This window comes from Streptomyces sp. NPDC040610 (assembly GCF_055594065.1).
The window spans coordinates 566,148-591,275 of the sequence record NZ_JBVIXA010000001.1 but is presented as its reverse complement, the minus strand read 5'-3'; the positions used below and the strand labels follow the sequence as shown (position 1 = coordinate 591,275).

The 25,128-nt window shown below is 73.1% G+C and carries 21 protein-coding genes; 13 read left to right on the top strand and 8 right to left on the bottom strand.

The features are described 5' to 3' along the window. Positions 1 to 11: 11 nt before the first annotated feature. From ACZ6AA_RS02755 to ACZ6AA_RS02745, 3 genes are all read right to left on the bottom strand, one after another. Positions 12 to 806, bottom strand: coding sequence for an enoyl-CoA hydratase/isomerase family protein (locus tag ACZ6AA_RS02755; RefSeq protein ID WP_468451150.1), 795 nt, complete (start codon positions 804 to 806; stop codon positions 12 to 14). Positions 807 to 890: 84 nt separating this feature from the next. Further along, positions 891 to 2,189: an adenylate/guanylate cyclase domain-containing protein gene (locus tag ACZ6AA_RS02750; RefSeq protein ID WP_468480474.1), complete on the bottom strand. Its 1,299-nt coding sequence runs from the start codon at positions 2,187 to 2,189 to the stop codon at positions 891 to 893. A gap of 154 nt (positions 2,190 to 2,343) precedes the next feature. Beyond that, entirely contained in the window at positions 2,344 to 3,222 is an 879-nt protein-coding gene (locus ACZ6AA_RS02745) for a biotin--[acetyl-CoA-carboxylase] ligase (protein WP_468451146.1), read from the bottom strand. Between the two features lie 150 nt (positions 3,223 to 3,372). Here ACZ6AA_RS02745 and ACZ6AA_RS02740 point away from each other — a divergent pair, with 150 nt between their 5' ends. Together ACZ6AA_RS02740 and ACZ6AA_RS02735 are read left to right on the top strand one after the other, a co-directional pair. Further along, the gene (locus ACZ6AA_RS02740; RefSeq protein ID WP_471455890.1) at positions 3,373 to 4,992 is read left to right on the top strand and encodes an acyl-CoA carboxylase subunit beta; all 1,620 of its coding nucleotides are present in this window, start codon (positions 3,373 to 3,375) and stop codon (positions 4,990 to 4,992) included. 37 nt (positions 4,993 to 5,029) lie between these two features. Then, positions 5,030 to 5,236 carry an acyl-CoA carboxylase epsilon subunit gene (locus ACZ6AA_RS02735; protein WP_030363570.1) on the top strand — a complete coding sequence of 69 codons (207 nt, stop codon included), beginning with the start codon at positions 5,030 to 5,032 and terminating at the stop codon, positions 5,234 to 5,236. A 58-nt stretch (positions 5,237 to 5,294) separates the two neighbouring features. On the opposite strand, the gene ACZ6AA_RS02730 is transcribed toward ACZ6AA_RS02735, so the two are convergent. Further along, positions 5,295 to 6,785, bottom strand: coding sequence for an FG-GAP-like repeat-containing protein (locus tag ACZ6AA_RS02730; RefSeq protein WP_471455886.1), 1,491 nt, complete (start codon positions 6,783 to 6,785; stop codon positions 5,295 to 5,297). A gap of 138 nt (positions 6,786 to 6,923) precedes the next feature. Between ACZ6AA_RS02730 and mmpB the strand changes: the two genes are divergently transcribed. After that, complete coding sequence (mmpB, locus tag ACZ6AA_RS02725) at positions 6,924 to 7,052, top strand: morphogenic membrane protein MmpB (protein ID WP_468451140.1); 129 nt, start codon at positions 6,924 to 6,926, stop codon at positions 7,050 to 7,052. Between the two features lie 31 nt (positions 7,053 to 7,083). After that, positions 7,084 to 7,692: a nucleoside triphosphate pyrophosphatase gene (locus tag ACZ6AA_RS02720; RefSeq protein WP_471455882.1), complete on the top strand. Its 609-nt coding sequence runs from the start codon at positions 7,084 to 7,086 to the stop codon at positions 7,690 to 7,692. Between the two features lie 34 nt (positions 7,693 to 7,726). Here the strand turns inward: ACZ6AA_RS02720 and ACZ6AA_RS02715 are convergent, their stop codons facing one another. Then, positions 7,727 to 8,155, bottom strand: coding sequence for a hypothetical protein (locus ACZ6AA_RS02715; RefSeq protein ID WP_468480471.1), 429 nt, complete (start codon positions 8,153 to 8,155; stop codon positions 7,727 to 7,729). Positions 8,156 to 8,512: 357 nt separating this feature from the next. Between ACZ6AA_RS02715 and ACZ6AA_RS02710 the strand changes: the two genes are divergently transcribed. Both ACZ6AA_RS02710 and ACZ6AA_RS02705 read left to right on the top strand, forming a co-directional pair. Further along, positions 8,513 to 10,285, top strand: a complete 1,773-nt coding sequence (locus tag ACZ6AA_RS02710) for an acetyl/propionyl/methylcrotonyl-CoA carboxylase subunit alpha (RefSeq protein ID WP_468480470.1) — start codon at positions 8,513 to 8,515, stop codon at positions 10,283 to 10,285. Between the two features lie 215 nt (positions 10,286 to 10,500). Next, a complete protein-coding gene (locus ACZ6AA_RS02705; RefSeq protein WP_471455879.1) occupies positions 10,501 to 11,079 on the top strand; it encodes a TetR/AcrR family transcriptional regulator in 579 nt (192 codons plus the stop codon). A gap of 66 nt (positions 11,080 to 11,145) precedes the next feature. Here the strand turns inward: ACZ6AA_RS02705 and ACZ6AA_RS02700 are convergent, their stop codons facing one another. Both ACZ6AA_RS02700 and ACZ6AA_RS02695 read right to left on the bottom strand, forming a co-directional pair. Further along, complete coding sequence (locus ACZ6AA_RS02700; RefSeq protein WP_189728425.1) at positions 11,146 to 12,135, bottom strand: DeoR/GlpR family DNA-binding transcription regulator; 990 nt, start codon at positions 12,133 to 12,135, stop codon at positions 11,146 to 11,148. 216 nt (positions 12,136 to 12,351) lie between these two features. Further along, positions 12,352 to 13,800, bottom strand: coding sequence for an NAD(P)H-quinone dehydrogenase (locus ACZ6AA_RS02695; RefSeq protein WP_468480468.1), 1,449 nt, complete (start codon positions 13,798 to 13,800; stop codon positions 12,352 to 12,354). Positions 13,801 to 13,994: 194 nt separating this feature from the next. On the opposite strand from ACZ6AA_RS02695, the gene ACZ6AA_RS02690 reads away from it, so the two are divergent. The 5 genes from ACZ6AA_RS02690 to ACZ6AA_RS02670 all read left to right on the top strand — a co-directional run bounded on the left by ACZ6AA_RS02690 (position 13,995) and on the right by ACZ6AA_RS02670 (position 20,423). Further along, positions 13,995 to 14,432 (top strand): gamma-glutamylcyclotransferase family protein, encoded by a 438-nt coding sequence (locus ACZ6AA_RS02690; protein WP_385714210.1) that lies wholly within the window; start codon positions 13,995 to 13,997, stop codon positions 14,430 to 14,432. Between the two features lie 466 nt (positions 14,433 to 14,898). Beyond that, the gene (locus tag ACZ6AA_RS02685; protein WP_030363584.1) at positions 14,899 to 15,723 is read left to right on the top strand and encodes a purine-nucleoside phosphorylase; all 825 of its coding nucleotides are present in this window, start codon (positions 14,899 to 14,901) and stop codon (positions 15,721 to 15,723) included. A gap of 115 nt (positions 15,724 to 15,838) precedes the next feature. Then, complete coding sequence (locus ACZ6AA_RS02680; RefSeq protein WP_471455875.1) at positions 15,839 to 17,506, top strand: phospho-sugar mutase; 1,668 nt, start codon at positions 15,839 to 15,841, stop codon at positions 17,504 to 17,506. Between the two features lie 274 nt (positions 17,507 to 17,780). After that, positions 17,781 to 18,989 carry a hypothetical protein gene (locus ACZ6AA_RS02675; RefSeq protein ID WP_468451125.1) on the top strand — a complete coding sequence of 403 codons (1,209 nt, stop codon included), beginning with the start codon at positions 17,781 to 17,783 and terminating at the stop codon, positions 18,987 to 18,989. 270 nt (positions 18,990 to 19,259) lie between these two features. Further along, entirely contained in the window at positions 19,260 to 20,423 is a 1,164-nt protein-coding gene (locus ACZ6AA_RS02670) for a beta propeller repeat protein (protein WP_471455872.1), read from the top strand. A 23-nt stretch (positions 20,424 to 20,446) separates the two neighbouring features. Here ACZ6AA_RS02670 and ACZ6AA_RS02665 read toward each other — a convergent pair whose 3' ends face one another. Then, positions 20,447 to 21,022: a PH domain-containing protein gene (locus tag ACZ6AA_RS02665; RefSeq protein ID WP_471456602.1), complete on the bottom strand. Its 576-nt coding sequence runs from the start codon at positions 21,020 to 21,022 to the stop codon at positions 20,447 to 20,449. A gap of 526 nt (positions 21,023 to 21,548) precedes the next feature. Between ACZ6AA_RS02665 and ACZ6AA_RS02660 the strand changes: the two genes are divergently transcribed. After that, a complete protein-coding gene (locus ACZ6AA_RS02660; RefSeq protein WP_468480463.1) occupies positions 21,549 to 23,882 on the top strand; it encodes a glycosyl hydrolase family 18 protein in 2,334 nt (777 codons plus the stop codon). 258 nt (positions 23,883 to 24,140) lie between these two features. Beyond that, positions 24,141 to 25,124 carry a deoxyribose-phosphate aldolase gene (gene deoC, locus ACZ6AA_RS02655; protein WP_468451120.1) on the top strand — a complete coding sequence of 328 codons (984 nt, stop codon included), beginning with the start codon at positions 24,141 to 24,143 and terminating at the stop codon, positions 25,122 to 25,124. Positions 25,125 to 25,128 lie beyond the last annotated feature (4 nt).

The following is a 25,128-nucleotide window of genomic DNA, read 5'->3' as shown; positions in this document are numbered from 1 at the left end:
CCCCCGCCCGACTATTCCCCGGGCCACTCCGGCTTCCGCTTCTCGTTGAACGCGGCCACGCCCTCCGCCCGGTCCCCGGAGAACGCCACCGAGCGCCAGGCCGCGTCCTCGACCTCCAGACCGGCCCGGAGGTCGAGGCCGTGGCCGAGGCGAAGGGCGCGCTTGGCGGCGCGGAGGCCGACGGGGGAGTTGGCCGCGATGCGGGCCGCGAGGGCGAGCGCCTCGTCGCGGTCCTCGCCCGCCCCCGCGACGAGGTCGACGAGGCCCAACTCCTTGGCCTCGGCGGCCTCCACACGACGGGCGGAGAAGATCAGCTCGGCGGCCCGCGCCGCCCCCACGCGCCGGGGCAGGAGCTGCGTACCGCCGCCGCCGGGAATGACGCCGACGGACACCTCGGGGAGGCCGACCACGGCGGTGGGGTCGGCGACGATGATGTCGCAGGACAGGGCGAGTTCGAAGCCGCCGCCGAGCGCGAAGCCGTGGACGGCCGCGACGGTCGGCATCGGCAGTTCGAGGACGCCGGTGTAGGCGCCGCGGGCGACGGGCCGCTGGCGCACCAACTCGGCGTCGGAGAAGGAGTTGCGCTCCTTGAGGTCGGCGCCGACGCAGAAGGCGCGCTCGTGCGTGGAGGTGAGGACGACGACGCGCGCGTCGGGATCCGCGGCGAGCGCCGCGCAGGCCTCGCCGATGGACCGGGCCATGGCGCTGGACACGGCGTTCATGGCCTTCGGCCGGTCCAACGCGAGCTCGGCCACGTACCCGTGCCGCCGGACCTCCACGAACTCCCCGAACCGACGCTCGCCCATGACCCCTCCACCTCCGGTTAACGACCGTTACCCGGCGATCATGTCAGCCGCCGCGCCCGTTGGGTACCCGGCCCGGAGGGCGGTTCAGCCGCGGCGGGCGAGCAGCCAGGGCTCGACGATGCCGAGCCCGCGGACGGGCCGCTGCCACATGGGCTGCAGGGCGAAGCGGTAGCCGGGCGGCTCCTCGCCCTCCTTCTCGGCCTTCTCGGCCAGGGCGGCGGCCTCCGTCTCGGAGGCGGGCGCGTCGCCGGTGCGCACCAGCTCCTCGGCGAGCGCCCCGTCGACGAGCACGGCGTCCCGCGGCGCTATCGAGGTGAGCCGGGACGCGAGGTTCACGGTGGTGCCGAAGACGTCGCCCATGCGCGTGGTGACGGTGCCGAAGGCGATGCCGACGCGCAGCTCGGGCATGGTCTCGTCGTTGGCCATGGTCTCGATGAGGCGCAGCGCGATCTCCGCGGCGGTGCCCGCGTCGTCGGCGGCGTACAGGACCTCGTCGCCGAGGGTCTTGATGAGCCGCCCGCCGTGCGCGGCGACCAGGTCGGCGGCGGTGGTCTCGAACGCCTCGACCAGCTCGCCCAGTTCCTCTTCCTCCATGCGCCGGGTGAGCCGCGTGAACCCGACGAGGTCGGCGAACCCGACGGCGAGCCGCCGGTCGACCATCTCCTCGTCGTCCGCGGCCTGCACGACCCGCCCGGTGGCGGCGGCGAGCTGGCGCCGCCACACGTACACGAGGAACTCCTCCAGCTCCGGAAGGAGCAGCTCCACCAGGGGGTACGTGACCTCGGTGCGGGTCATGCCCGGCTCCGGCGGCTCGGTCAGGCCCTCCAGGAAGGAGTCGATCTGCCATTCGGCCAGGCGGGCGGTGGTCTGCCCGGTGGAGCGCGCCACCTGCACGGCCATGGCCTCGCTGAGCAGCCCCGCCTCCACCAGACCCGCGAGCCGCCGCAGCGCGAGCACGTCGGCCTCGGTCAGGGCCTTGGCCTGGCCGATGTCCGGGAAGCCCATGGCCCGCCAGAAGCGCGAGGCCAGCTCCATGGAGACACCGGCGCTGCGGGCCGCCTGGAACGGGGTGTAGCGGCGGTCGGCGCCGAGGATGAGCTGTTCGAGGCGGAGCGCGAGGGGGTTCTTTCCGGCCCCGTCCGCGCTGTCCAGGCCGTCCGCACTGTCCAGACCGGCCGCGCCGTCAAGGCCGCCCGCCCCGTCCAGGCCGTGCACGCCGCTGTCGGCGCCGGGGCCGGGACCACCCCCGGAGAGGTCCGGTTCGTCCGGCTTCTCGTCCGCGCCGCTCCCGTCACCTTCCGGGTACGCCGATTCCGCCGGGCGGGGGTCACCGTCGGGGCCGGGGGGTGTGCCCTGGCCGGAGCCGGTGTCGTCGACGGTCACGCCTGCTGCCCTTCCGATCTGCCGTGGTCAGATATCGACCGGCGCCAACTTTACGGCAGGTGTGCCGCAGCTCACTCCCGACTCCGGCGTGCCGGTGCGACCGATGTCCGCTGCGCGCCCGCGCGGGACCTCGACCGCGGGCGCGCGGCCCCGCTCAGCCCTCCCCCGCGGGCCGCAGATGCACCACGTCCCCGGCGCCCACCGGCTCCCGCACCCCGTCCTCCGTGGCGAGGACCAGGCGCCCGTCGCCGTCCACGGCGACGGCCTCGCCCGTGACGTCACGCCCGCCGGGCAGCTCGGCCCGGACCTGGCGGCCGAGCGTGGCGCACCCGGCCGCGTACGCCTCCTGGAGCCGGGTGAGCGCCGGGTCGCCGCCCGCCGCCCGCCACTCCCCGTACCAGCGCTCCAGCTCGCGCAGCACGGCCCGCAGCACCGGATCGCGGTCGGTACCGGCCGCCCCGGCGAGCGCGAGGGACCCGGCGCCCGGCACGGGCAGTTCGTCGGCGCGCAGGGAGACGTTGACGCCGATGCCGACGACGATCCCGCCGCCGCCGACGGACCCGGCGCGCTCCGCGAGGATGCCGCCGGCCTTGCGCTCCTCGCCGTCGACCGTGACGAGGAGGTCGTTGGGCCACTTCAGGGCGGTGTCGACGCCGGCGGTGCGGGCGATGCCCGCGGCGACGGCGACACCGGTGAGCAGCGGCAGCCACCCCCACCGCTCCACCGGCACGTCGTCCGGCTTGAGCAGGACGGAGAAGAAGAGCCCGGAGCGCGGGGGCGCGCTCCAGCGCCGGTCGAGGCGCCCGCGCCCCGCGCTCTGCTCCTCGGCGACGAGGACGGCGCCCTCGGGCAGTTCGTCGGCGCGGGCGGCGAGGTCGGTGTTGGTGGAGCCGGTGGCGGCGACGACGTCGAGGGAGGTCCACAGGCCGCCCTCGCGGACGAGGGCGCGGCGCAGCGAGGCGGCGGCGAGGGGCGGCCGGTCCAGGTCGGACCAGCGGTTCGGGGGGTCGTTTGAGTCATTCGGCGGCGTCATGCAAGCCACCCTAGGTGTGGTAAACGCCGCACTGCACAGGCGAATGCGCGCCGATACGCTACGGGGCAGTAGCCAGCTGGCACCGCGTGCCACCAGCGCACGCCGTCACCCGCCCCAGTCCCCATTGAGCAGGCAGGGAGCCGCGACCCGATGTCCGAGCCGCAAGAGCCCAACCGGGCCGACACGCCCGACACTGAGATCGACATCCACACGACGGCGGGCAAGCTCGCCGATCTGCGGCGCCGCATCGACGAGGCGAAGCACGCGGGTTCCGTGCGGGCGGTCGAGAAGCAGCACGCGAAGGGGAAGCTGACGGCGCGCGAGCGGGTCGAACTGCTTCTGGACGAGGGCTCCTTCGTCGAGCTCGACGAGTTCGCAAGGCACCGCTCCACGAACTTCGGCCTGGAGGCCAACCGGCCGTACGGCGACGGGGTGGTGACCGGGTACGGCACGGTGGACGGCCGCCCGGTGGCGGTGTTCTCGCAGGACTTCACCGTGTTCGGCGGCGCGCTCGGCGAGGTCTTCGGCCAGAAGATCGTGAAGGTGATGGACTTCGCCCTGAAGACGGGCTGTCCGGTCATCGGCATCAACGACTCGGGCGGCGCCCGCATCCAGGAGGGCGTGATGGCGCTCGGGATGTACGGGGAGATCTTCCGCAGGAACACCCACGCGTCCGGTGTGATCCCGCAGATCAGCCTCGTGGTCGGCCCGTGCGCGGGCGGCGCGGTGTACTCCCCCGCGATCACGGACTTCACGGTCATGGTCGACCAGACGTCGCACATGTTCATCACGGGCCCGGACGTCATCAAGACGGTCACCGGTGAGGATGTCGGCTTCGAGGAGCTGGGCGGCGCGCGCACGCACAACGCGACCTCCGGCGTGGCGCACCACATGGCGGGCGACGAGAAGGACGCCATCGAGTACGTGAAGTCGCTGCTCTCGTACCTGCCGTCGAACAACCTGACCGAGCCCCCCGCCTTCCCGGAGGAGGCGGACCTCGAACTCTCCGACGAGGACCGCGAGCTCGACACGCTCGTGCCGGACAGCGCGAACCAGCCGTACGACATGCACACGGTGCTCGAGCACGTCCTGGACGACGCCGAGTTCTTCGAGACGCAGCCGCTGTTCGCGCCGAACATCATCACGGGCTTCGGCCGCGTCGAGGGCCACCCGGTGGGTCTGGTCGCCAACCAGCCGATGCAGTTCGCGGGCTGCCTGGACATCGACGCGTCCGAGAAGGCGGCGCGGTTCGTGCGCACCTGCGACGCGTTCAACGTGCCCGTGATCACCTTCGTGGACGTGCCGGGCTTCCTGCCGGGCGTCGACCAGGAGCACACGGGCATCATCCGCCGCGGCGCCAAGCTGATCTACGCCTACGCCGAGGCCACCGTCCCCCTCATCACCGTCATCACCCGCAAGGCGTTCGGCGGGGCGTACGACGTGATGGGCTCCAAGCACCTGGGCGCCGATCTGAACCTCGCCTGGCCGACGGCGCAGATCGCGGTGATGGGCGCGCAGGGCGCGGTGAACATCCTGCACCGCCGCACGATCGCGGCGGCGGAGCCCGAGGACCAGGAGGCCACCCGGGCCCGCCTCATCCAGGAGTACGAGGACGCCCTCCTGAACCCGTACACGGCGGCCGAGCGCGGCTACGTCGACGCCGTGATCCTGCCGTCCGAGACCCGCTCGCACCTCGTACGCGGGCTGCGTCAGCTGCGCACGAAGCGGGAATCCCTGCCTCCGAAGAAGCACGGCAACATCCCGCTGTAGTCCGCGCCGTCCGCATTCGTCCCCGAAGGGAGCCACTGTGATCAAGGTCGTACGGGGCAATCCCACCCCTGAGGAGCTGGCCGCCGCCCTGGCGGTGGTCCAGGCGCGCGCCGCGGCGGCCGCGCAGGCGCCGTCCGGCGCGCCCCCGGTCCCGGCCGCCTGGGCGGACCCGGCGCGGGTGGCCCGGGAGCGGATGCCCGCACCGGGCGCGGCGGCGTGGAGCCGCACGTACTGGCCGGGGTGACCCGAGGTGTCCGTGGGGCGCGCGCGACCCGTGCGCGCCCCACGGACCGGCCTCCGGATCAGCTCCCGAGCACCGACCCGAAGCTCTTGTTCTGGTAGGTGAGGCCGAACGCCTTCTCGCTGAGCGCGTACGCCCCGGTCACCGTGACCCCGGCGGCCGACCCGCGCAGCACCCAGTCCGAGCCGTCGGCCCAGCGCGCCCCGGGGAACACGTCCTCGCCGGTCGCGGCGACGACGAGCTCGGCCCGGCCGTCGCCGTCGGTGTCTTGCAGGCGGACGGCGGAGCCGAAGCGGTCGTCGTCCTCGGCGGCGCCGGGCACACCCGCGGTGCTCTGGTTCAGGGCCTGGGCGCCGGCGCCGGTGAGGCCGGACGCGGAGCCCTTGAGGAGGGTGACGGCGCCGGTCGCGATCCGGCCGTCCACGTCCTCGGCGGGTGCGCCGACCGCGACGTCCGCGTAGCCGTCGCCGTCGACGTCGCCGACCGCGGCACTCGCGCCGAACTCGTCGGCGCCCTCGTCCACGCCCGGCACGCCCGGGCTGTCCTGGTCGAGGACGGTCTTGCCGCCGGTGCCCGGGCCTGCGGGGCCGCCGTAGTAGACGCCCACGCCGCCGCCCTTGCCGACGTTGAAGTCGGTGACGACGACGTCGGCGTAGCCGTCCTTGTCGATGTCGCCGGAGCCCTTCAGGCCGGTGCGGGTCGGGGGCAGCGCGGCGGGCTGGTCGGTGAACTTCATGCCGTCGCGGCCACCGGCCCAGTGGCCGAACCAGCCGTTCAGCTCGTCGCCCTCCGCGTTCTCGATGCCGGAGGCGAGCAGGTCGTCGTCGCCGTCGCCGTCGTAGTCACCGGCGTCCAGGCGCTCGGCGAGCCGGAAGCCGTCGGTGTCGCCCAGGGAGAGCCGCCGCTGCTCGGGCGCCCTGGTGCGCGTGAATCCGTCGCCGGAGAGGCTGACGGCGCCGTAGTACGAGTGCGTGGCGAGCTGCTGCTTGCCGTCGCCGTCGAAGTCGCCGACGACCACGGACTCGCCGTAGTACAGGTCGAGGTCGGGGTGCGGCGTGACCGTGCTGAGGCCGCCGTTGTTCAGGCCGCCCCGGCCGCCCCACAGGACGGTCATGAGCCCGGCGTTGCCGTTCTCGCCCGGGACGCCGACGACCAGGTCGGTGTACCCGTCGCCGTCGAGGTCCCCGGTGTCGTACGCCCCGCCGAACCGGTCCCCGGCCTCCGGGGTGCCCGGCACCTTCGCGGAGGCCTGGCTGATCAGCGCCTTGCGGCCGCCCTCGACGCCCCGCGCGGTGCCGTAGAGGACGGCGACGTGCCCGGCCTTCTTGACGCCGTTCACGGTGGCCTTGGGGGTGGCGAGCACCACGTCTCCGTAGCCGTCGCCGTTGAAGTCGGCGGCCTCGGGGGCGGCGGGCGCGGCGGGGGCCGCCGCGGCGGGGGCCGCCGCGGCCGTGCCGGACAGCGGGACCAGCAGGCCCGCGGTGGCCGTCACGGCCGTCGCCACCGCGGTCAGGACACTTCTGCGCATCTTGCGCATATCGGTTCGCTCCATTCCCTGGAAACCCTCGGCTGGTTGACGCCGGGCGGCGCCCGGGGGTTGTACGGGTGAACGGACTCAGGGCGAGGAGGCTCGGGAAGTTGAGTACGCGTACTCAGGCGCGGGGCGCGGCGCGGTCGCACCATCGGAGCCATGCTGTGGTCCGACCCGGAGAACGACCCGCCCAAGGACATGCGGGAGATGCAGGCGAAGATGCGCCGTGCCGGTGTCCTGCTCGCCCTCGCGATGGTGGTGGCGATGCTCGTCCTGGGCGTGATCTGAACCGCCCGGCGACCCTCGCTAGGCTGACCGCATGAGCGATCACCCCCGCCGTCTCGTCCTCGCCTCCCAGTCCCCGGCCCGGCTCGGCCTGCTGCGCCAGGCGGGCCTCGCGCCCGAGGTCATCGTCAGCGGCGTCGACGAGGACGCGGTGACCGCGCCCACCCCCGCCGAGCTGGCCAAGGCCCTCGCCGAGGCGAAGGCGTCGGTGGTCGCGGCCCGCCCGGAGGTCAAGGGCGCCCTGGTCGTCGGCTGCGACTCGGTCCTCGAGCTGGACGGCCGGGCGCTCGGCAAGCCCGCGGACGCCTCGGAGGCCACCGCGCGCTGGCAGGACATGCGGGGCCGCGCGGGCGTCCTGCAGACCGGACACTGCGTGTACGACACGCTCTCCGGCGAGCACGTGGCGGCGACCGCGTCGACGGTGGTCCGCTTCGGCAAGCCGTCCGACGCGGAGATCGCCGCGTATGTCGCCAGCGGCGAACCGCTGCACGTGGCGGGCGCGTTCACGCTCGACGGCCGCTCGGCGCCGTTCATCGACGGCATCGACGGCGACCACGGCAACGTCATCGGCCTGTCCCTGCCGATGCTGCGGCGCCTGCTCGGGGAACTGGGCGTCGGGATCACGGAGTTGTGGGCGGACTAGGGGAGCGCACGGGGGCGGGGGCCCACAGGGGCGCTCAGGCGGCCTGCGGGGCGCCGTCCACGCCCACGGCGTCCCTCCTGTCGTACGCCACCAGCGGCAGCACGATGAGACCGAGCACCGCCATCATCAGGACGAACGCGAGCCAGCCCACCAGGCCGATCGCGAACGCGCCGAGCAGGCCGTGCGTGACGGCGGCGCTGATCAGCAGGATCTTGCCGAAGCGGCCGGGCGCGCGGTCGGTGGCGGCGGTGCGGGCGAGGACGAGGCCGCACAGCGCGAGGTAGAGCCCGAAGAGGCCGCCCGCGACCCAGGCGCCCACACTCATCGCGTGCGGGTCGAGCCCGCCCATGGACATGTCCTGCTTGTCGACGACGAGCCCCAGGAACCAGTTGAGGAGGACGATCCCGACCGCCTCGGCCCAGAGCGCGATCGCGCCCACCCACGCCACTGGTCTGCGCGCCACGGCGCCCACCCACTCTCTGCCTACCGCTGTTACCGCTAGTACGTTTGAGACATCGGCACGCTACTAACGGGTAAACCCAGGGACAAGGGCCGTACCGCAGGCAAAGAATCCTTGGGCCATTCGTAGGGACTCCACAAAGAATGACCTCGCGCCGCAGCACTGCCTCACAGAGACCTTGACCACACCGGAGGGCTACGCTGCCGGGAAAGGACCCTGCGTACCACGGTGCGACAAGGGATTTCGGGGATCGACAGGGCCTCGGATCACGCTCCGTGTGGGCAAGCTCACCATTGGGGACGGGTCGTAAGGCCGTGTCGGCAGTCCCTAAACTCGGCTTGTTTCAAGGAGGGAGCCATCGTGCGCAAGGTGCTCATCGCCAACCGTGGCGAAATCGCTGTCCGGGTCGCCCGGGCGTGCCGGGATGCCGGGATCGCGAGCGTTGCCGTCTACGCGGACCCCGACCGGGACGCACTGCATGTGCGGGCCGCTGACGAGGCGTTCGCTCTTGGCGGTGACACTCCGGCCACCAGCTACCTGGACATGGCGAAGGTGCTCGCCGCGGCCAAGGACTCCGGGGCGGACGCGGTCCACCCGGGCTACGGCTTCCTTTCCGAGAACGCGGAGTTCGCCCAGGCCGTCCTGGACGCCGGACTGACGTGGATCGGCCCGCCGCCGCAGGCGATCCGGGACCTCGGTGACAAGGTCGCCGCCCGGCACATCGCGCAGCGCGCGGGTGCCCCGCTGGTCGCGGGCACGCCGGACCCGGTCTCGGGCTCCGACGAGGTCGTCGCCTTCGCCGAGGAGCACGGCCTGCCGATCGCCATCAAGGCGGCGTTCGGCGGCGGCGGCCGCGGCCTGAAGGTCGCCCGCACCCTCGAAGAGGTGCCGGAGCTGTACGACTCCGCGGTGCGCGAGGCCGTCGCGGCCTTCGGCCGCGGCGAGTGCTTCGTGGAGCGCTACCTGGACAAGCCGCGGCACGTGGAGACCCAGTGCCTGGCCGACCGGCACGGCAACGTGGTCGTCGTCTCGACCCGTGACTGCTCACTCCAGCGCCGCCACCAGAAGCTCGTGGAGGAGGCCCCGGCGCCGTTCCTCTCCGACGCCCAGGTCGAGGAGCTGTACAGCGCCTCGAAGGCGATCCTGAAGGAGGCCGGCTACGTCGGCGCGGGCACCGTCGAGTTCCTCGTCGGCGCCGACGGCACGATCTCCTTCCTGGAGGTCAACACCCGCCTCCAGGTGGAGCACCCGGTCACCGAGGAGGTCGCCGGGATCGACCTGGTCCGCGAGATGTTCCGCATCGCCGACGGCGAGGAACTGGGCTACGGCGACCCGGAGCTTCGCGGTCACTCCTTCGAGTTCCGCATCAACGGCGAGGACCCGGGGCGGGGCTTCCTGCCCGCGCCCGGCACGGTCACCAAGTTCGCGGGCCCGTCCGGCCCCGGTGTCCGCCTCGACGCGGGCGTCGAGTCCGGCTCGGTCATCGGCCCGGCCTGGGACTCGCTGCTCGCCAAGCTGATCGTCACGGGGCGTACGCGCAAGGAGGCCCTGGAGCGGGCCGCGCGCGCCCTCGCCGAGTTCGAGGTCGAGGGCATGGCCACCGCCATCCCGTTCCACCGCAAGGTGGTCGCCGACCCGGCGTTCGCGCCCGAACTGACCGGCTCCGACGAGCCGTTCACGGTCTTCACCCGGTGGATCGAGACCGAGTTCGTCAACGACATCCCGCCGTTCGCCCCCGTGGGCGGCGACGCCGACGAGGAGGACGGCGACCGCGAGACGATCGTCGTCGAGGTCGGCGGCAAGCGCCTCGAGGTCTCCCTGCCCGCCGGTATGGGCATGTCCCTCGCGCGTACGGGACTCTCGGCGGGCGCCAAGCCGAAGCGCCGCGCGACCAAGAAGTCCGGCCCCGCGGCGTCCGGCGACACCCTCGCCTCGCCCATGCAGGGCACGATCGTCAAGGTCGCCGTCGAGGAGGGCCAGGAGGTCAAGGAGGGCGACCTCATCGTGGTCCTCGAGGCCATGAAGATGGAACAGCCCCTCAACGCCCACCGCTCCGGTACGGTCAAGGGCTTGCAGGCGGAGGTCGGGGCGTCGCTGACGTCGGGCGCCGCGATCTGCGAGATCAAGGACTGAGCACTCCCCAACCCCGCCCCTTCCCGAACCTGGGGGCTCCGCCCCCAGACTCCCGCTCCTCAAACGCCGGAGGGGCTGAAATACAGCAGCCCATGATCTAGCCCGTCCGGCGCTTGAGGACGAGGCGCGAAGCGCCGACAAGCGGGGGTCCAGGGGGCGGCAGCCCCCGGTTTCGGGAAAGGGGCGGGACTGGGGCGCCCCCGCGAGGAGACGACATGCGCGCCGACGCCCGCCGCAACCACCACCGCCTCCTGAGCGAGGCCCGCACCGCGTTCGCGGAACACGGCACGGACACCTCCCTGGAGGACGTGGCCCGCCGAGCGGGCGTGGGCATCGGCACCCTGTACCGCCACTTCCCCACTCGCCACGCCCTCCTGAGCGCCGTCTTCGAGGACGCGGTCAGCGACCTCCTGACCCGCTCCCGCGCCCTCCTGGACGCCCCGCAGCCCTGCACCGCCCTGGTGGAGTGGCTAAGGGCGATCATCACGCACGCGGGCGAGTACCGCGGGCTCGCCCGCGCCCTCATGTCGGCCTCGCGGGACGACAGTTCCGCGCTGGCGCGGTGCAGCCGCCCGATGCGGGAGGCGGGCACCCGGCTCCTGGAACGGGCCCAGGCGGCGGGCGCGGTGCGCGAGGGCGTGTCGATCGACGACCTGCTCCAGCTGACGAACGCGATCGCGCTGGCGGCGGAGGAGTCCCCGGACGACCCGCAACTGGCGGACCGCCTCCTGATGTTGACGCTGCGCGGCCTCAAGGCGGAGCCCGGCATCCACACAGCAGGACCCGGCGCCTGAGGGCACCCCGCATCGCCCCCGGGCAGGCTGGGGCCGGCCGGGCAGGGCCGAGCCGACCTCCCCGCCCTACCGACGGCGCAGGTCGGCGACGCGCGCCGCCCGCTCCCCGGCCGGCTGCTCACCGAGCACGGACGCGCTGCGCAACTGCGGCCCGGCGCCGGGCCCCGCGCCATGGCCCCCGTGCCCCCGCCGCTGACCGGGCAACGGCACGTCCCTGCGTGGCTGCCGGCCCGCTGGGACGGAGTCAACTCCGGGGGCCTGGCCGGGGCCCGCAGACGCTCCGGCGACCGCGATCTGCACGCCCTGGTCGGCCAGTGCCTGCAATTCGGTCGCCGCGCGGTCGTCGTGCGCGGGCGGCTCGTCCGTGACCAGACGGGTGATGACGTCCGTCGGCACCGTCTGGAACATGGTGTCGGTGCCGAGCTTGGTGTGGTCGGCGAGGACCACCACCTCCGCGGCGGCCTGCACGAGCGCGCGGTCCACGCTCGCCGACAGCATGTTGGACGTGGACAGGCCGCGTTCGGCGGTCAGGCCGCTGCCCGACAGGAACGCCCGCGACACTCTGAGCCCCTGGAGGGACTGCTCGGCGCCACTGCCCACCAGCGCGTAGTTCGAGCCGCGCAGGGTGCCGCCGGTCATGACGACTTCGACCCGGTTGGCGTGGGCGAGTGCCTGTGCCACCAACAGGGAGTTGGTGACGACGGTCAGGCCGGGCACCCGCGCGAGCCGGCGGGCCAGCTCCTGCGTGGTCGTACCCGCCCCGACGACGATGGCTTCGCCCTCTTCGACGAGACCCGCCGCGAGATCGGCGATGGCCGTCTTCTCGGCGGACGCGAGATGTGATTTCTGCGGAAAGCCGGACTCCCGCGTGAATCCGCCCGGCAATACCGCACCGCCATGTCGGCGGTCGAGGAGTCCTTCTGCCTCCAGCGCGCGCACGTCCCGCCGTACGGTCACTTCGGAGGTCTGGACGACGCGGGCGAGCTCACGGAGCGACACCGCTCCGTTGGCCCGCACCATTTCGAGGATCAATTGGCGACGTTCTGCAGCGAACACGAAACTGACAGTAACCCCAACGACCGTCTGCTTTCAGCAGTTTGCGCCGAATTACAGAAGTTGTTCGCACAGTAGGGGTGGAAGTGGTATAGGGGGTACTCTCCCCGCCTATGCCGGGCGAATGCGCGGCAACAGGCTGTGACCTGCGGAGAGTTGATTCCGGCCGACCGGACGATCACATCGGCCGGTCGGCGCGCGCTGACCGAACGGTCGGGATCAGGCCTCCCCGGCGACCTTACGCGTGTGCAACTGACGGGCGACTTCGGCGATCGAGCCCGAAAGCGATGGGTACACGGTGAAGGCGTTAGCGATCTGCTCCACCGTCAGATTGTTGTCGACCGCGATCGAGATCGGGTGGATCAGTTCCGAGGCGCGGGGCGAGACGACGACTCCGCCGACCACGATTCCCGTACCCGGACGGCAGAAGATCTTTACGAAGCCGTCGCGGATGCCCTGCATCTTCGCGCGCGGGTTGCGAAGGAGCGGCAGCTTGACGACGCGGGCGTCGATCTTTCCGGCGTCGACGTCGGCCTGGCTGTAGCCGACGGTCGCGATCTCCGGGTCGGTGAAGACGTTCGACGAGACGGTCTTCAGGTTCAGCGGGGTCACCGCGTCGCCCAGGAAGTGGTACATCGCGATGCGGCCCTGCATGGCGGCGACCGAGGCGAGGGCGAAGATGCCGGTGACGTCACCGGCGGCGTACACGCCGGGGGCGGAGGTCCTGGAGACCCGGTCGGTCCAGATGTGCCCGGACTCCTTGACCTTGACCCCGGCCTCCTCCAGGCCCATCCCGTCGCTGTTCGGGATGGCGCCGACGGCCATCAGGCAGTGCGAGCCGGAGATGACGCGGCCGTCGGCCAGGGTGACCTCGACGCGGTCGCCCACGCGCTTGGCGGAGGCGGCGCGGGTGCGGCCCATGACGTTCATGCCGCGGCGGCGGAAGACGTCCTCCAGGACGGCGGCGGCGTCCGGGTCCTCGCCGGGCAGCACGCGGTCGCGCGACGAGACGAGGGTGACCCGCGAGCCGAGCGCCTGGTAGGCACCGGCGAACTCGGCGCCCGTCACACCCGACCCGACCACGATGAGCTCCTCGGGCAGCTCGTCGAGGTCGTACACCTGCGTCCAGTTCAGGATCCGCTCGCCGTCCGGCTGCGCGTCGGGCAGCTCGCGCGGGTGGCCGCCGGTGGCGATCAGCACGGCGTCGGCGGTCAGGGTCTCCTCGGAGCCGTCGGCGGCGCGCACGACGACCTTGCGGGAGCCGTCCATGGCCTGCTGACCCTCAAGACGGCCGCGGCCGCGCATGACCCGGGCGCCCGCACGCGTCACGGACGCCGTGATGTCGTGCGACTGCGCGAGCGCGAGCCGCTTCACACGCCGGTTGACCTTGCCGAGGTCCACGCCCACGACCCGTGCCGCCTGGTCGATGTGCGGCGTGTCGTCCTCGACGATGATGCCCAGCTCCTCGTACGAGGAGTCGAAGGTCGTCATCACCTCGGCCGTCGCGATCAGGGTCTTCGACGGTACGCAGTCGGTGAGCACCGACGCCCCGCCCAGACCGTCGCAGTCGACGACGGTCACCTCCGCGCCGAGCTGGGCGGCCACCAGGGCCGCCTCATATCCGCCGGGTCCGCCACCAATGATCACGATCCGAGTCACGCCCCCCATTGTCCCGCACAGCCCGAGCCGACGACGAGCCGGGGGGCAGTGCGCCCCCGGCGTTCGAGGACGAGCCGGGGGACAAAGCCGGTCCGGCGTTTGAGGACGAGGCGCGAAGCGCCGACGGGCGGGGGAAAGGGGCGCAGCCCCATGGGAACCCATCGCGTAAGGCGCCCGCGCCAGGAAGACGTACCCTCGGTCCCATGTCGCTCTACGCCGCGTACGCCGGCAATCTCGACGCGCGGCTGATGACGCGCCGCGCCCCGCACTCGCCGCTGCGCGCGACCGGCTGGCTCAACGACTGGCGGCTGACGTTCGGCGGCGAGCACATGGGCTGGGAGGGCGCGCTCGCGACGATCGTCGAGGCGCCGCGCTCACAGGTGTTCGTCGCGCTGTACGACATCGCCCCGATGGACGAGGACTCCATGGACCGGTGGGAGGGTGTCGGGCTCGACATCTACCGCCGCATGCGGGTCCGCGTGCACACCCTCGAGGGCGAGGAGGCCGCCTGGGTGTACGTCCTCAACGGCTACGAGGGCGGCCTGCCCTCCGCCCGCTACCTGGGCGAACTGGCGGACGCCGCGGAGTCGGCGGGCGCCCCCCACGACTACGTCATGAACCTCCGCAAACACCCCTGCTAGAACGGCCCCCGGCGACTCCGCCCTCCCCCGCTCAACCGTCGGCCCGCTCACCCGCTCACCCGCTCACCCGCTCACCCAGGGCTACCGCCCACATCCGGCACCTCCAGGCCGACCCCGGCAAGATTTCAGCCCGTCCGGCGCTTGAGGACGAGGCGCGCAGCGCCGATTCGGCGGAGGCGGGTCCCACCCGCACATCCCGCCCCGGCAAGATTTCAGCCTGTCCGGCGCTTGAGGACGAGGCGCGGAGCGCCGATCCGGCGGAGGCGGGTCCCACCCGCACGGCACGGCGGGCGAGTGGCTGGGGTCCAGGGGGCGCAGCGCCCCGGTTTCGGGAAAGGGGCGGGACCGGGGCGCCCCGCGAAGGCCAGGCACCAGCCGACTTCGTCGGAAACGACAAGACAACGATCCGGATCCCGTGGGCATCGTCATCTACGCGCGTAGGGCGTAACCGGCTACCCTCGTCGGCGTGAACGCTTCAGTTATTCCGGACGACATCCAGGGCGACCCCTACGCCGCCGCCGACGCCGCCGCCGCCCGCCTGCGCGAGCTGACAGGCGCCGAGACCCACGACGTAGCCCTCGTGATGGGCTCCGGCTGGGCACCCGCCGTCGAGGCGCTCGGCGCCCCCGAGGCCGAGTTCCCCGTCACCGAGCTGCCGGGCTTCCCGCCGCCGGCCGTCGCGGGCCACGGCGGCCGGATCCGCTCCTTCAAGATCGGCGAGAAGCGCGCCCTGGTCTTCCTGGGCCGCACGCACTACTACGAGGGCCGCGGCGTCGCCGCCGTCGCGCACGGCGTACGGACCGCCGTGGCCGCGGGCTGTAAGACGATCGTGCTGACGAACGGCTGCGGCGGCCTGCGCGAGGGCATGCGCCCGGGCCAGCCGGTACTGATCAGCGACCACCTGAACCTGACGGCGACGTCCCCGATCGTCGGCGCGAACTTCGTGGACCTGACGGACCTGTACTCGCCGCGGCTGCGCGCGCTGTGCAAGGAGATCGACCCGAGCCTGGAAGAGGGCGTGTACGCCCAGTTCCCCGGCCCGCACTACGAGACCCCGGCCGAGATCCGGATGGCCCGCACGATCGGCGCGGACCTGGTCGGCATGTCGACGGTCCTGGAGGCCATCGCCGCGCGCGAGGCGGGCGCCGAGGTGCTCGGCATCTCCCTGGTGACGAACCTCGCCGCGGGCATGACGGGCGAGCCGCTGAACCACGAAGAGGTCCTGCAGGCGGGCCGCGACTCCGCGACGCGGATGGGCGAGCTGCTCGGGCAGGTCCTGGGCCGCATCTGACCCAGCTGTCCCATCTGATCCATCTGCCCCCGTCCGGCCGCGCGGCGGGTACCGACGCGCGCCGGGCGGGAAAGCCGGAAGAGCAAGACCCCCGTCACGGAGAGGCCGACCAGACGTGCAGGACCACGGAGAACTCATCGCCCACGCCCAGGCCTGGCTGGCCGAGGACCCGGACCCGGAGACCCGCGAGGAGCTGGCGAAGCTCGTCGACGCGGCGCCGGGCGCCCCGGCCGTCCTGGACGAGCTGGCCGCGCGGTTCGCGGGCACGCTGCAGTTCGGCACCGCCGGTCTGCGCGGCGAGCTGGGCGCGGGCCCCCTGCGGATGAACCGCTCCGTGGTGATCCGTGCTGCCGCGGGCCTGGCGGCGTACCTGAAGGGGAAGGGCCACACCGACGGCCTCGTGGTGATCGGCTACGACGCCCGCTACAAGTCGGCGGACTTCGCCCGGGACACGGCCGCCGTGATGACCGGCGCGGGCCTGCGCGCCGCCGTCCTGCCGCGCCCCCTGCCGACCCCGGTCCTCGCCTTCGCCATACGGCACCTGGGCGCGGTCGCGGGCGTGGAGGTCACCGCCAGCCACAACCCGCCGCGCGACAACGGCTACAAGGTCTATCTGGGCGACGGCTCGCAGATCGTGCCGCCCGCCGACGGCGAGATCGCCGCCGAGATCGCGGCCGTGCGCAGCCTGCACGACGTACCGCGTCCGGAGAGCGGCTGGCAGACCCTCGGCGAGGACGTCCTGGAGGCCTATCTGGCGCGTACGGACGCCGTCCTGGCCGCCGGGTCCCCGCGGACCGCGCGGACCGTCTACACGGCCATGCACGGCGTCGGCAAGGACACGCTCCTGGCGGCGTTCGCGCGGGCGGGGTTCCCCGCGCCGGTGCTCGTCGCCGAGCAGGCGGAGCCCGACCCTGACTTCCCGACGGTCGCCTTCCCCAACCCGGAGGAGCCGGGCGCGATGGACCTGTCCTTCGCGACGGCCCGCGAGGCCCGCCCCGACCTGGTGATCGCCAACGACCCGGACGCGGACCGCTGCGCGGTGGCCGTCCCGGTGGGCGACGGCGACTGGCGGATGCTGCGCGGCGACGAGGTCGGCGCGCTCCTCGGCGCGCACCTGGTGCGCCGGGGCGTGGCGGCGGACGGCGGGCGCGTGTTCGCGGAGTCGATCGTGTCGTCGTCGCTGCTCGGCCGCATCGCCGAGAAGGCGGGCCTCGGCTACGAGGAGACGCTGACGGGCTTCAAGTGGATCGCCCGTGTCGAGGGCCTGCGGTACGGCTACGAAGAGGCGCTCGGCTACTGCGTCGACCCCGAGGGCGTACGCGACAAGGACGGCATCACGGCGGCCCTGCTGATCACGGAGCTGGCGTCCGAGCTGAAGGAGGAGGGCCGCACCCTCCTCGACCTGCTCGACGACCTGGCCGTGGAGCACGGCCTGCACGCCACCGACCAGCTGTCGGTGCGCGTGGAGGACCTGTCGCTGATCGCGGCCGCGATGCGGCGACTGCGCGAGGGGCAGCCGGAGCGCCTCGCCGGGCTCGCGGTGACCCGCGCGGAGGACCTGACCAAGGGCACGGAGACGCTGCCGCCCACGGACGGCCTGCGGTACACCCTCGACGGCGCCCGCGTCATCGTGCGCCCCAGCGGCACCGAGCCGAAGCTCAAGTGCTACTTGGAGGTCGTGGTGCCGGTGGCGGACCGTGCCGCACTGCCCGCGGCCCACGAGAAGGCGGCGGAGCTGCTCGCGGCGCTGAAGCGGGATCTGGCGGAGGCCGCGGGGATCTGAGGCGCTGCGGGCGCGTACGGCTGCGGTCGCTGGGACGGCTGCGGGCCCTGACGCACGACGGGCCGGGCGCTCTCGGACGGCGAGGTCGTGTGGCCGCGTACGGCCGTGCGGGTGGCGTCAGCTCCGGCCCGCTCCCGCCACCCGTACGGGTGGGCGCACACCCTGCCACCCGAAGGGGTGGTTCCCGTACGGCGCCTGACGCGGCTCCCCGGCGCGCCACCGGTCCCTCGGGAAGGGTCGACCGGTAGCGCACCTTCTCGTACCGGGAGCCGCAGTGCCGTACGGACCCCCTTCCGACCTCTCGACCACCGCGCCGTCCCGCGTACCCGCCTCCCGCCGCCCCCGCGCCACGGCCCCGCGCGCCGCCGCGCACCGGCGTGCGGCCCGCGCGCTGCGGTACGCGGCGCCCGCGCTCCTCGCGTACGCCGCCGTCCGCGTCGTGGGCCTGCTCGTCCTCGCCGTCTGGGCCCGCCGCGAGCGCCGTGAGCTGTGGCATCTCCTCGCCGAGTCCTGGGACTGCGACTGGTACTTGAGGATCGCGGCGCACGGCTACGCGGACACGCTCGGGCATGCCTTCGACACCAACAACCTGGCGTTCTTCCCGCTGTTCCCGCTCCTGATCCGGGCGGGCGACGCGCTGCTCCCGGCGCCGCGCGGCGCCGTCGGGCTCGCGCTCGCCGTCGGCTGCTCCTTCCTCGCGGCCTGGGGGATCTTCAAGATCGGCGACCGGCTGCACGGGCGGCGCGCGGGCGTGCTCCTGGTGACGCTGTGGGCCTGTCTGCCGGTCGCGCTCGTGCAGTGGATGGGCTACACGGAGTCGCTGTTCACGGCGCTCGCGGCCTGGTCGTTGTACGCGGTGCTCACCGGCCGCTGGGTGTGGGCGGGGGCCCTCGCCGCGCTCGCGGGCCTGACGCGGCCGACCGGCGTCGCCGTCGCCGCCGCTGTGTCCGTCACCGCGCTGCTCGCGCTGCGCCGCCGCTTCGACGCCCGCGCCCTGACCGGCGCGCTGCTCGCGCCGCTCGGCTGGCTCGCGTACGTCGGCTGGGTGGGCGCGCGCCTCGGCCGCTGGGACGGCTACTTCGCCGTGCAGAAGCTGTGGCACAACGAGTGGGACGGCGGCATCGGCACCCTGCGCTGGATGAAGCAGTTGTTCCTGGTGGAGCGCCCGCAACTGTTCCTGGTGATGGTGACGCTCGTCCTGCTCGGCGCGCTCGTGCTGTACGTCCTCTCGGTGACCGGGCGCGAACAGCCGCTGCCGCTCCTGGTGTTCACGGGTCTGCTGGTCGCGATCGTGCTCGGCTCCAGCGGCGTCTACTTCCCGCGCGCCCGCTTCCTGCTGCCCGGCTTCCCGCTGCTGCTGCCGGTGGCCCTCGCGCTCGCGCGGGCCCGGACACGGGTGACGCTCGCGGTGGTCTCGGCGGCGGCGCTGACGTCTGCGGCGTTCGGCGGACACATGCTGCTGGTGTGGCTGGGGCCTCCGTGATCTGTGGGGTCTGCGGGACGTGGGCTCCGCAAGGCGCGGGTGGTTGAAGGGAATTGGGGGGCCGGGGGTCCGGAGTCGGGGCCCGGAGTCGGGGGTCGGGGGTCGGGGAATTTTTGGGGGTCGGGGGTGGGGGATTGAGGGTCGGGGAATTGGGGGTCGGGGGTTGGGAACCTCCGGGCGGTGGGCGGTGTATCAGGAGTAGTTGCTGGTTCGTCGCGGAGTGGGGGGCGTCGCATGAAAGGGCGTGGGCTTCGGGGAGTGGTGGCCCTGGTGGCGGTTTGGGTGCTGGTGGCGTGCGGGAGCGGAGAGGGCGGCGGGGGCGCGGGGCCCGTGGGCGGCGGCCGGGGAACGGGGAAGGCGGAGCAGAGGGCGGCGGAGGGCCGGGCCCCGGTGCCGCGGGTCCCGTCGGCGCCGGACCTGCCCGGCTCGCCGTTCGCCATCGGATTCGCGGCGGACGGCTCCGGCTTCGCGCTGCTCGCGGAGTGCTCGGAGCGCAGGTGCCGCCAGAGTGTGGCGGTGCTCGACCGGGGTGCGAAGGCGTGGCGCCTCGGCAGTTCGCCGCTGCGGGACGTGACGGGCGACCGGGGCGTCTCGGCGGACGTGACGGTGCTGGGTCCAGGGCGGGCGCTGATGGGCGAGGGCGCGGAGCGCGCGGACACGCCGGGGCGCACGTGGTTCACGGGTGACGGCGGCCGGACGTGGCGGCGCGGGACGACGGGGGCGGTGGGCACGGCGGCGGCGGTGGCGCGGGGCGGCGTGCTCGTTCCGGAGTGCGTGGAGCGCGACCGGTCCGACCCGAACGACTGCGCGCGGGAGCGGCTGCTCGCCGTATCGCCGAGGACGGGTCGGCACCACGTCCTGGCCCACGAGCCGCCGCTGAAGGGCCCGTTGCGTCAGGCCGGTGACCTGCGCGGGGCGGGCCTGTTCGTCTCCGGCAGGGACCCGCGCACGGGCCTGCCCGCGCTGGCCAGGAGCACGGACCGGGGTCGCACATGGCAGCGGCCGCACCTGACGGGCGCCGGTGCCGGGGGCGCGGCGTTCCGGGTGGTCGCGGGCCGGGGCGGGTTGTACGCGACGCAGCACGGACCGGTGTCACCGCCCGCGAAGAACGGCCTGGTGACGATCCACGTCAGCAAGGACGAGGGCCTGACGTGGACGCGGGTATGGCGGCACCGCGAGGGCGTCGAGCCGCGCACGCTCATGGGCGACCTGCTGGTGGCCGACGACGGCCTGACGGTGCACGGCGAGGACGGGGGGTGGCGCAGCACGGACGGGGCGCGGACGTTCGACCGGACCACGGCCAGGGCGCCGACGGGCTCGGTGGTCGGCACGCCGGTGGGCTGGCTGTGGCGGGACAGCTTCGGCGGGAACTGGTTCCGCATATCGGCGGACGGAGTGCACTGGCGGGGGTTCCGGCTGGGACGCGGGGACTGACGGCTCCGGCGGTCCCGGACCGGTCAGCCCAGGGCGAGCAGCACGGCGAGCAGCACGGCACCGGCGGCGCTCGGCGCCAGGATCTCGTACGCCCAGTGCGCGACCGCCTCGCCCTGCGCGGCCTCGGCGCCCTCGCGCCGCTCGGCGATCTCCCGCAGGTCGTCCATGGACTGGTCGCCGGCGTCGCGGGCGTGGGGCTGCGTCACGCCCCGGGCGCCGGGCCGGACCCGGCTCGCGGCCGGGTCGTCCGCCGCGACCTGCTGGGCGTGCCGCCGTGCGGCCTTCTTGCGGCCGCGCAGCGAGACGGGGATGGCCCACAGCTGGAACTTGGTGCCGTCCTGCGTGAAGACCTCGTTCGAGTACCCGGAGCGCAGCCCCGAGATCGCGCCCCAGGGCAGCGTGATCGTGCGGAACGGGTTGCGGACGCGCAGCCGGTCCTCGTTGGCGTAGACGGCGGGCCGCAGCGTGTAGGCGATGACGAGGGGCACGGCGAACAGCAGTCCGGCGAGGGCCACCCACGGGGTGCGCCCCTCGCCCCGGATCAGCGCGTCGACGCCGAGCCAGATGCCGATGGCGAGCAGCAGGACGCCTCCGGCGATGGCTCCGTGGGACCGGTAGACGCGGTCCTTGTAGGCCGGGTCGGCCTGGTCGCTGTGGTCGGCCTTGCTCGCCGGGGCGGCCGGGGCGGCCGGGGCGGCCGCGGCGGTGGACTTCGCCCGGGCTGCCGAGTTCGCCGGGGTGGCGGGCTTCGCCGGGGCAGCGGACTTCTCCGAGGCGGCGGGCTTCTCCGAGGCGGCGGGCTTCGCCGGGGCGGCCGACTTGCCCGGGGCGGCCGAGGTCTCCGGTTCGGTCGACTTGCCCGGGGTGGCCGACGTCTCCGGTTCGGCCGGGCTCGCCGGGGTGGCCGGGTCCTGCTCCGCCGGAGTGGGCTGCGGGTCGCTCGTCATGGGCCTGATTCTGCCTGACGCGATGAGGTCGGCCACGCGCGGCGGGGGTATGGGGATTGGTCCAGACCTAGTACGGTCGAGGGTTGTCATGTACGCCGACAACCAGACGGCGACCCGACGCACCGGCGCCACCCGAACCCCAAGGAGCCACCCGCACGCCACACCCCCGAGGAGAGCCATGACCCCCACAGAAAGAGGATCCAGGAGAACGCCAGGAGTCTTACGAAGAGCGACCGAGGCCACGCGCGGCCGCACCGCCGCCCTGCTCGTCGCCCTGCTGCTCCCCCTGTCCCTGCTCACCGCCCTGACGGCGGCCCCCGCACACGCGGCGGGCACGCTCACCGCGACCTTCACGACGGAGGGCAGCGGCTCGTCCTGGCAGGGCAAGTACGTCGTCCGCAACAGCGGCTCCGCCCCGTCCACGGCCTGGACGCTGGAGTTCGACCTGCCGCCGGGCGTCACCGTCAGCGGCCACACCCACGGCGAGGCGACCGTCTCGGGCAGCCACGTCACCGTGAAGAACGCGTACTACAACGGCCGGGTCCCGGCGGGCGGCTCGACCGAGCCGTACAGCTACACGTTCACGGGCCGGGGGCCGGTCGGGACGCCGACGGGCTGCACCATCAACGGCGACAAGTGCGACGGCACGCCGGACAAGCCCCCGACGGCGCCCGGCACCCCGACGGTCACCACCGCCACGTCCCGCACGATCTCCCTGACCTGGCCCCCGGCCGGGGCGGGCGACTACCCCGTGACCAAGTACGAGGTCCTGAGCGGCAACAGCGTGGTGGCGACCTCGACGACGAACAGCGCGACGGTCACCGAGCTGACCCCGGCGACCCGCTACACCTTCACCGTCCGCGCCAAGGACCGGCGCGACAACACCAGCCCCGAGAGCCCCCCGGTCACCGCGACGACCGTCGACCCGTCGACCGACCCGACCCCGCCGACCGCGCCGGGCAATCTGCGCGCCACCGGCAAGACCCAGGTGTCGGCGTCCCTGGCCTGGGAGAAGTCGACGGACAACGTGGCGGTGGCCGCGTACGACATCTACCGCGGCGGCACGCTGGCGAAGACGGTCCCGGCCTCGGCGACCACCGCGACCGTCGAGGGCCTGACCCCCGCGACCGCCTACACGTTCACCGTGAAGGCGCGGGACACGGCCGACAACGCCTCGCCCGCCTCGAACGCCGTGAGCGTCACCACGGACGACGCGGCAGGCCCCGGCAACCACCTCAAGGTCGGCTACTTCGCGCAGTGGGGCATCTACGGCCGCCAGCACTTCGTGAAGAACCTGGACACGTCCGGGGCGGCCGCGAAGCTCGACGTCATCAACTACGCCTTCGAGAACGTCGACCCGGTCAACCACACCTGCCTGGCCGGAGTGGTGAAGGGCGTCTCCGGCAACCCGCAGGACCCGGACGAGGGCACCGGCGCGGGCGACGCCGAGGCGGACTACGGCCGTGCCTTCTCCGCCGCACAGTCGGTGGACGGGGTCGCGGACGACGGCTGGGGCAAGCTGCGCGGCAACTTCAACCAGCTGAAGAAGCTCAAGGCCAAGCACCCGCACCTGAAGGTCGTGGTCTCGCTGGGCGGCTGGACGTTCTCCAAGTTCTTCGCGGACGCGGCGGCGACCCCGGCCTCCCGCGCGAAGTTCGTGAAGTCCTGCGTGGACACCTGGATCAAGGGCGACCTGCCCGTCTACAACGGCGCGGGCGGCCCCGGCACCGGCGCGGGCGTCTTCGACGGCATCGACATCGACTGGGAGTGGCCGGGCTCCGAGGGCCACCCCGGCAACCGCTACGGCCCGGCCGACAAGGACAACCTGACGGCGCTGCTCGCCGAGTTCCGCAAGCAGCTCGACGCCACCGGCGGCAGCCACAAGCTCCTGACCGCGTTCACCCCGGCCGACCCGGTGAAGATCGAGGCGGGCTGGGACATCAAGAAGATCTTCGAGTACCTGGACTTCGCCAACGTCCAGGGCTACGACTTCCACGGCGCGGGAAGCGACAACTCCTGGGAGCCCAAGCGCACCGGCCACCAGGCCAATCTCCGCCGCGACGCCCAGGACCCCTACCCCTTCGAATTCAGCATCGAGAAGGCGGTCCAGACCTATCTGGACGCCGGGGTCAACCCGCGCAAGCTGACCATCGGCTTCCCGTTCTACGGCCGCGGCTGGAAGGAGGTCGTCGACGGCGGCGCCAAGGGCGAATGGCAGTCGGCGAACGGCGCGGCACCCGGCCAGTTCCCGGAGGAGGCGGGCACCAAGGGCTACCACAACCTCCTCACCACCGTCCCGAACCTCACCGTCCACCACGACGAACAGTCCATATCCACCTACGGCTACACCGGCAACAACGGCCAGTGGTGGAGCTTCGACGACCCCTGGTCCATCGGCAAGAAAACCGAGTGGATCAGATCGAAGGGCCTGCTCGGCGGCATGATCTGGGAAATGTCCGGCGACACCCCGACGGGCACACTCATGACAGCCCTGGACAACGGCTTGCGGTGACCTTCACCAGGTGACCTTCACCAGCCGGACGGGCTGCTCGCAGCCCGTCCGGCACATTTCAGCCCGTCATGGGGGTACCCCCTGCTCCTCAAGAGCTTGGGGGAGTTCGAGGACGAGGCGCGAAGCGCCGACAGCGGGGGTCCAGGGGGCGGCAGCCCCCGGTTACGGTGAAGGGGCGGGCCCGGGGCGCCCCACGAGGGCCCACCCACCCGCACCGCCCCCTGTACACGCCGCTACGCGCGTAGATATGCTCCCCTCGTGACTATGCCGACGACGACACCACCCCCAGGGGCAGCCACACCCACCGGCACCCCCTTCGCCGACGTCACGGCGTCGGCGGCCACCCTCCGCCGCTTCCTGCACGGCCTCCCGGGCGTGGACACGGTCGGCCTGGAGGCTCGCGCCGCCGCTCTCGGGACGCGTTCGATCAAGACCTCGGCGAAGGCGTACGCCATCGACCTGGCCATCTCCATGATCGACCTGACGACCCTGGAGGGCGCCGACACCGCGGGCAAGGTCCGCGCGCTCGGCGCGAAGGCCGTCCACCCGGACCCGACGGACCGCACGACGCCGCGCACGGCCGCGGTCTGTGTGTACCCGGACATGGTCGCCACGGCGAAGCAGGCCGTCGCGGGCACGGACGTGAAGGTCGCCTCGGTGGCGACGGCGTTCCCTGCGGGCCGCGCGGCCCTGGACGTGAAGCTGGCGGACGTCCGCGACGCGGTGGCCGCGGGCGCCGACGAGATCGACATGGTCATCGACCGGGGCGCGTTCCTCTCCGGCGACTACATGAAGGTGTACGAGGAGATCGTCGCCGTGAAGGAGGCCTCCGCGCGGGCCCGCCTGAAGGTGATCTTCGAGACCGGCGAACTCTCGACGTACGACAACATCCGCCGCGCGAGCTGGATCGGCATGCTCGCGGGAGCGGACTTCATCAAGACGTCGACCGGCAAGGTCGGGGTGAACGCGACCCCCGCGAACACCCTCCTCATGCTGGAGGCCGTGCGCGACTTCCGCGCGCAGACCGGCGTCCAGGTGGGCGTGAAGCCCGCCGGTGGCATCCGGACGTCCAAGGACGCCATCAAGTTCCTGGTCCTGGTCAACGAGACCGCGGGCGCGGACTGGCTGGACAACCACTGGTTCCGCTTCGGCGCGTCGAGTCTGCTCAACGACCTGCTGATGCAGCGCCAGAAGCTGGCCACCGGACGCTACTCCGGCCCTGACTACGTGACGGTGGACTGAGACC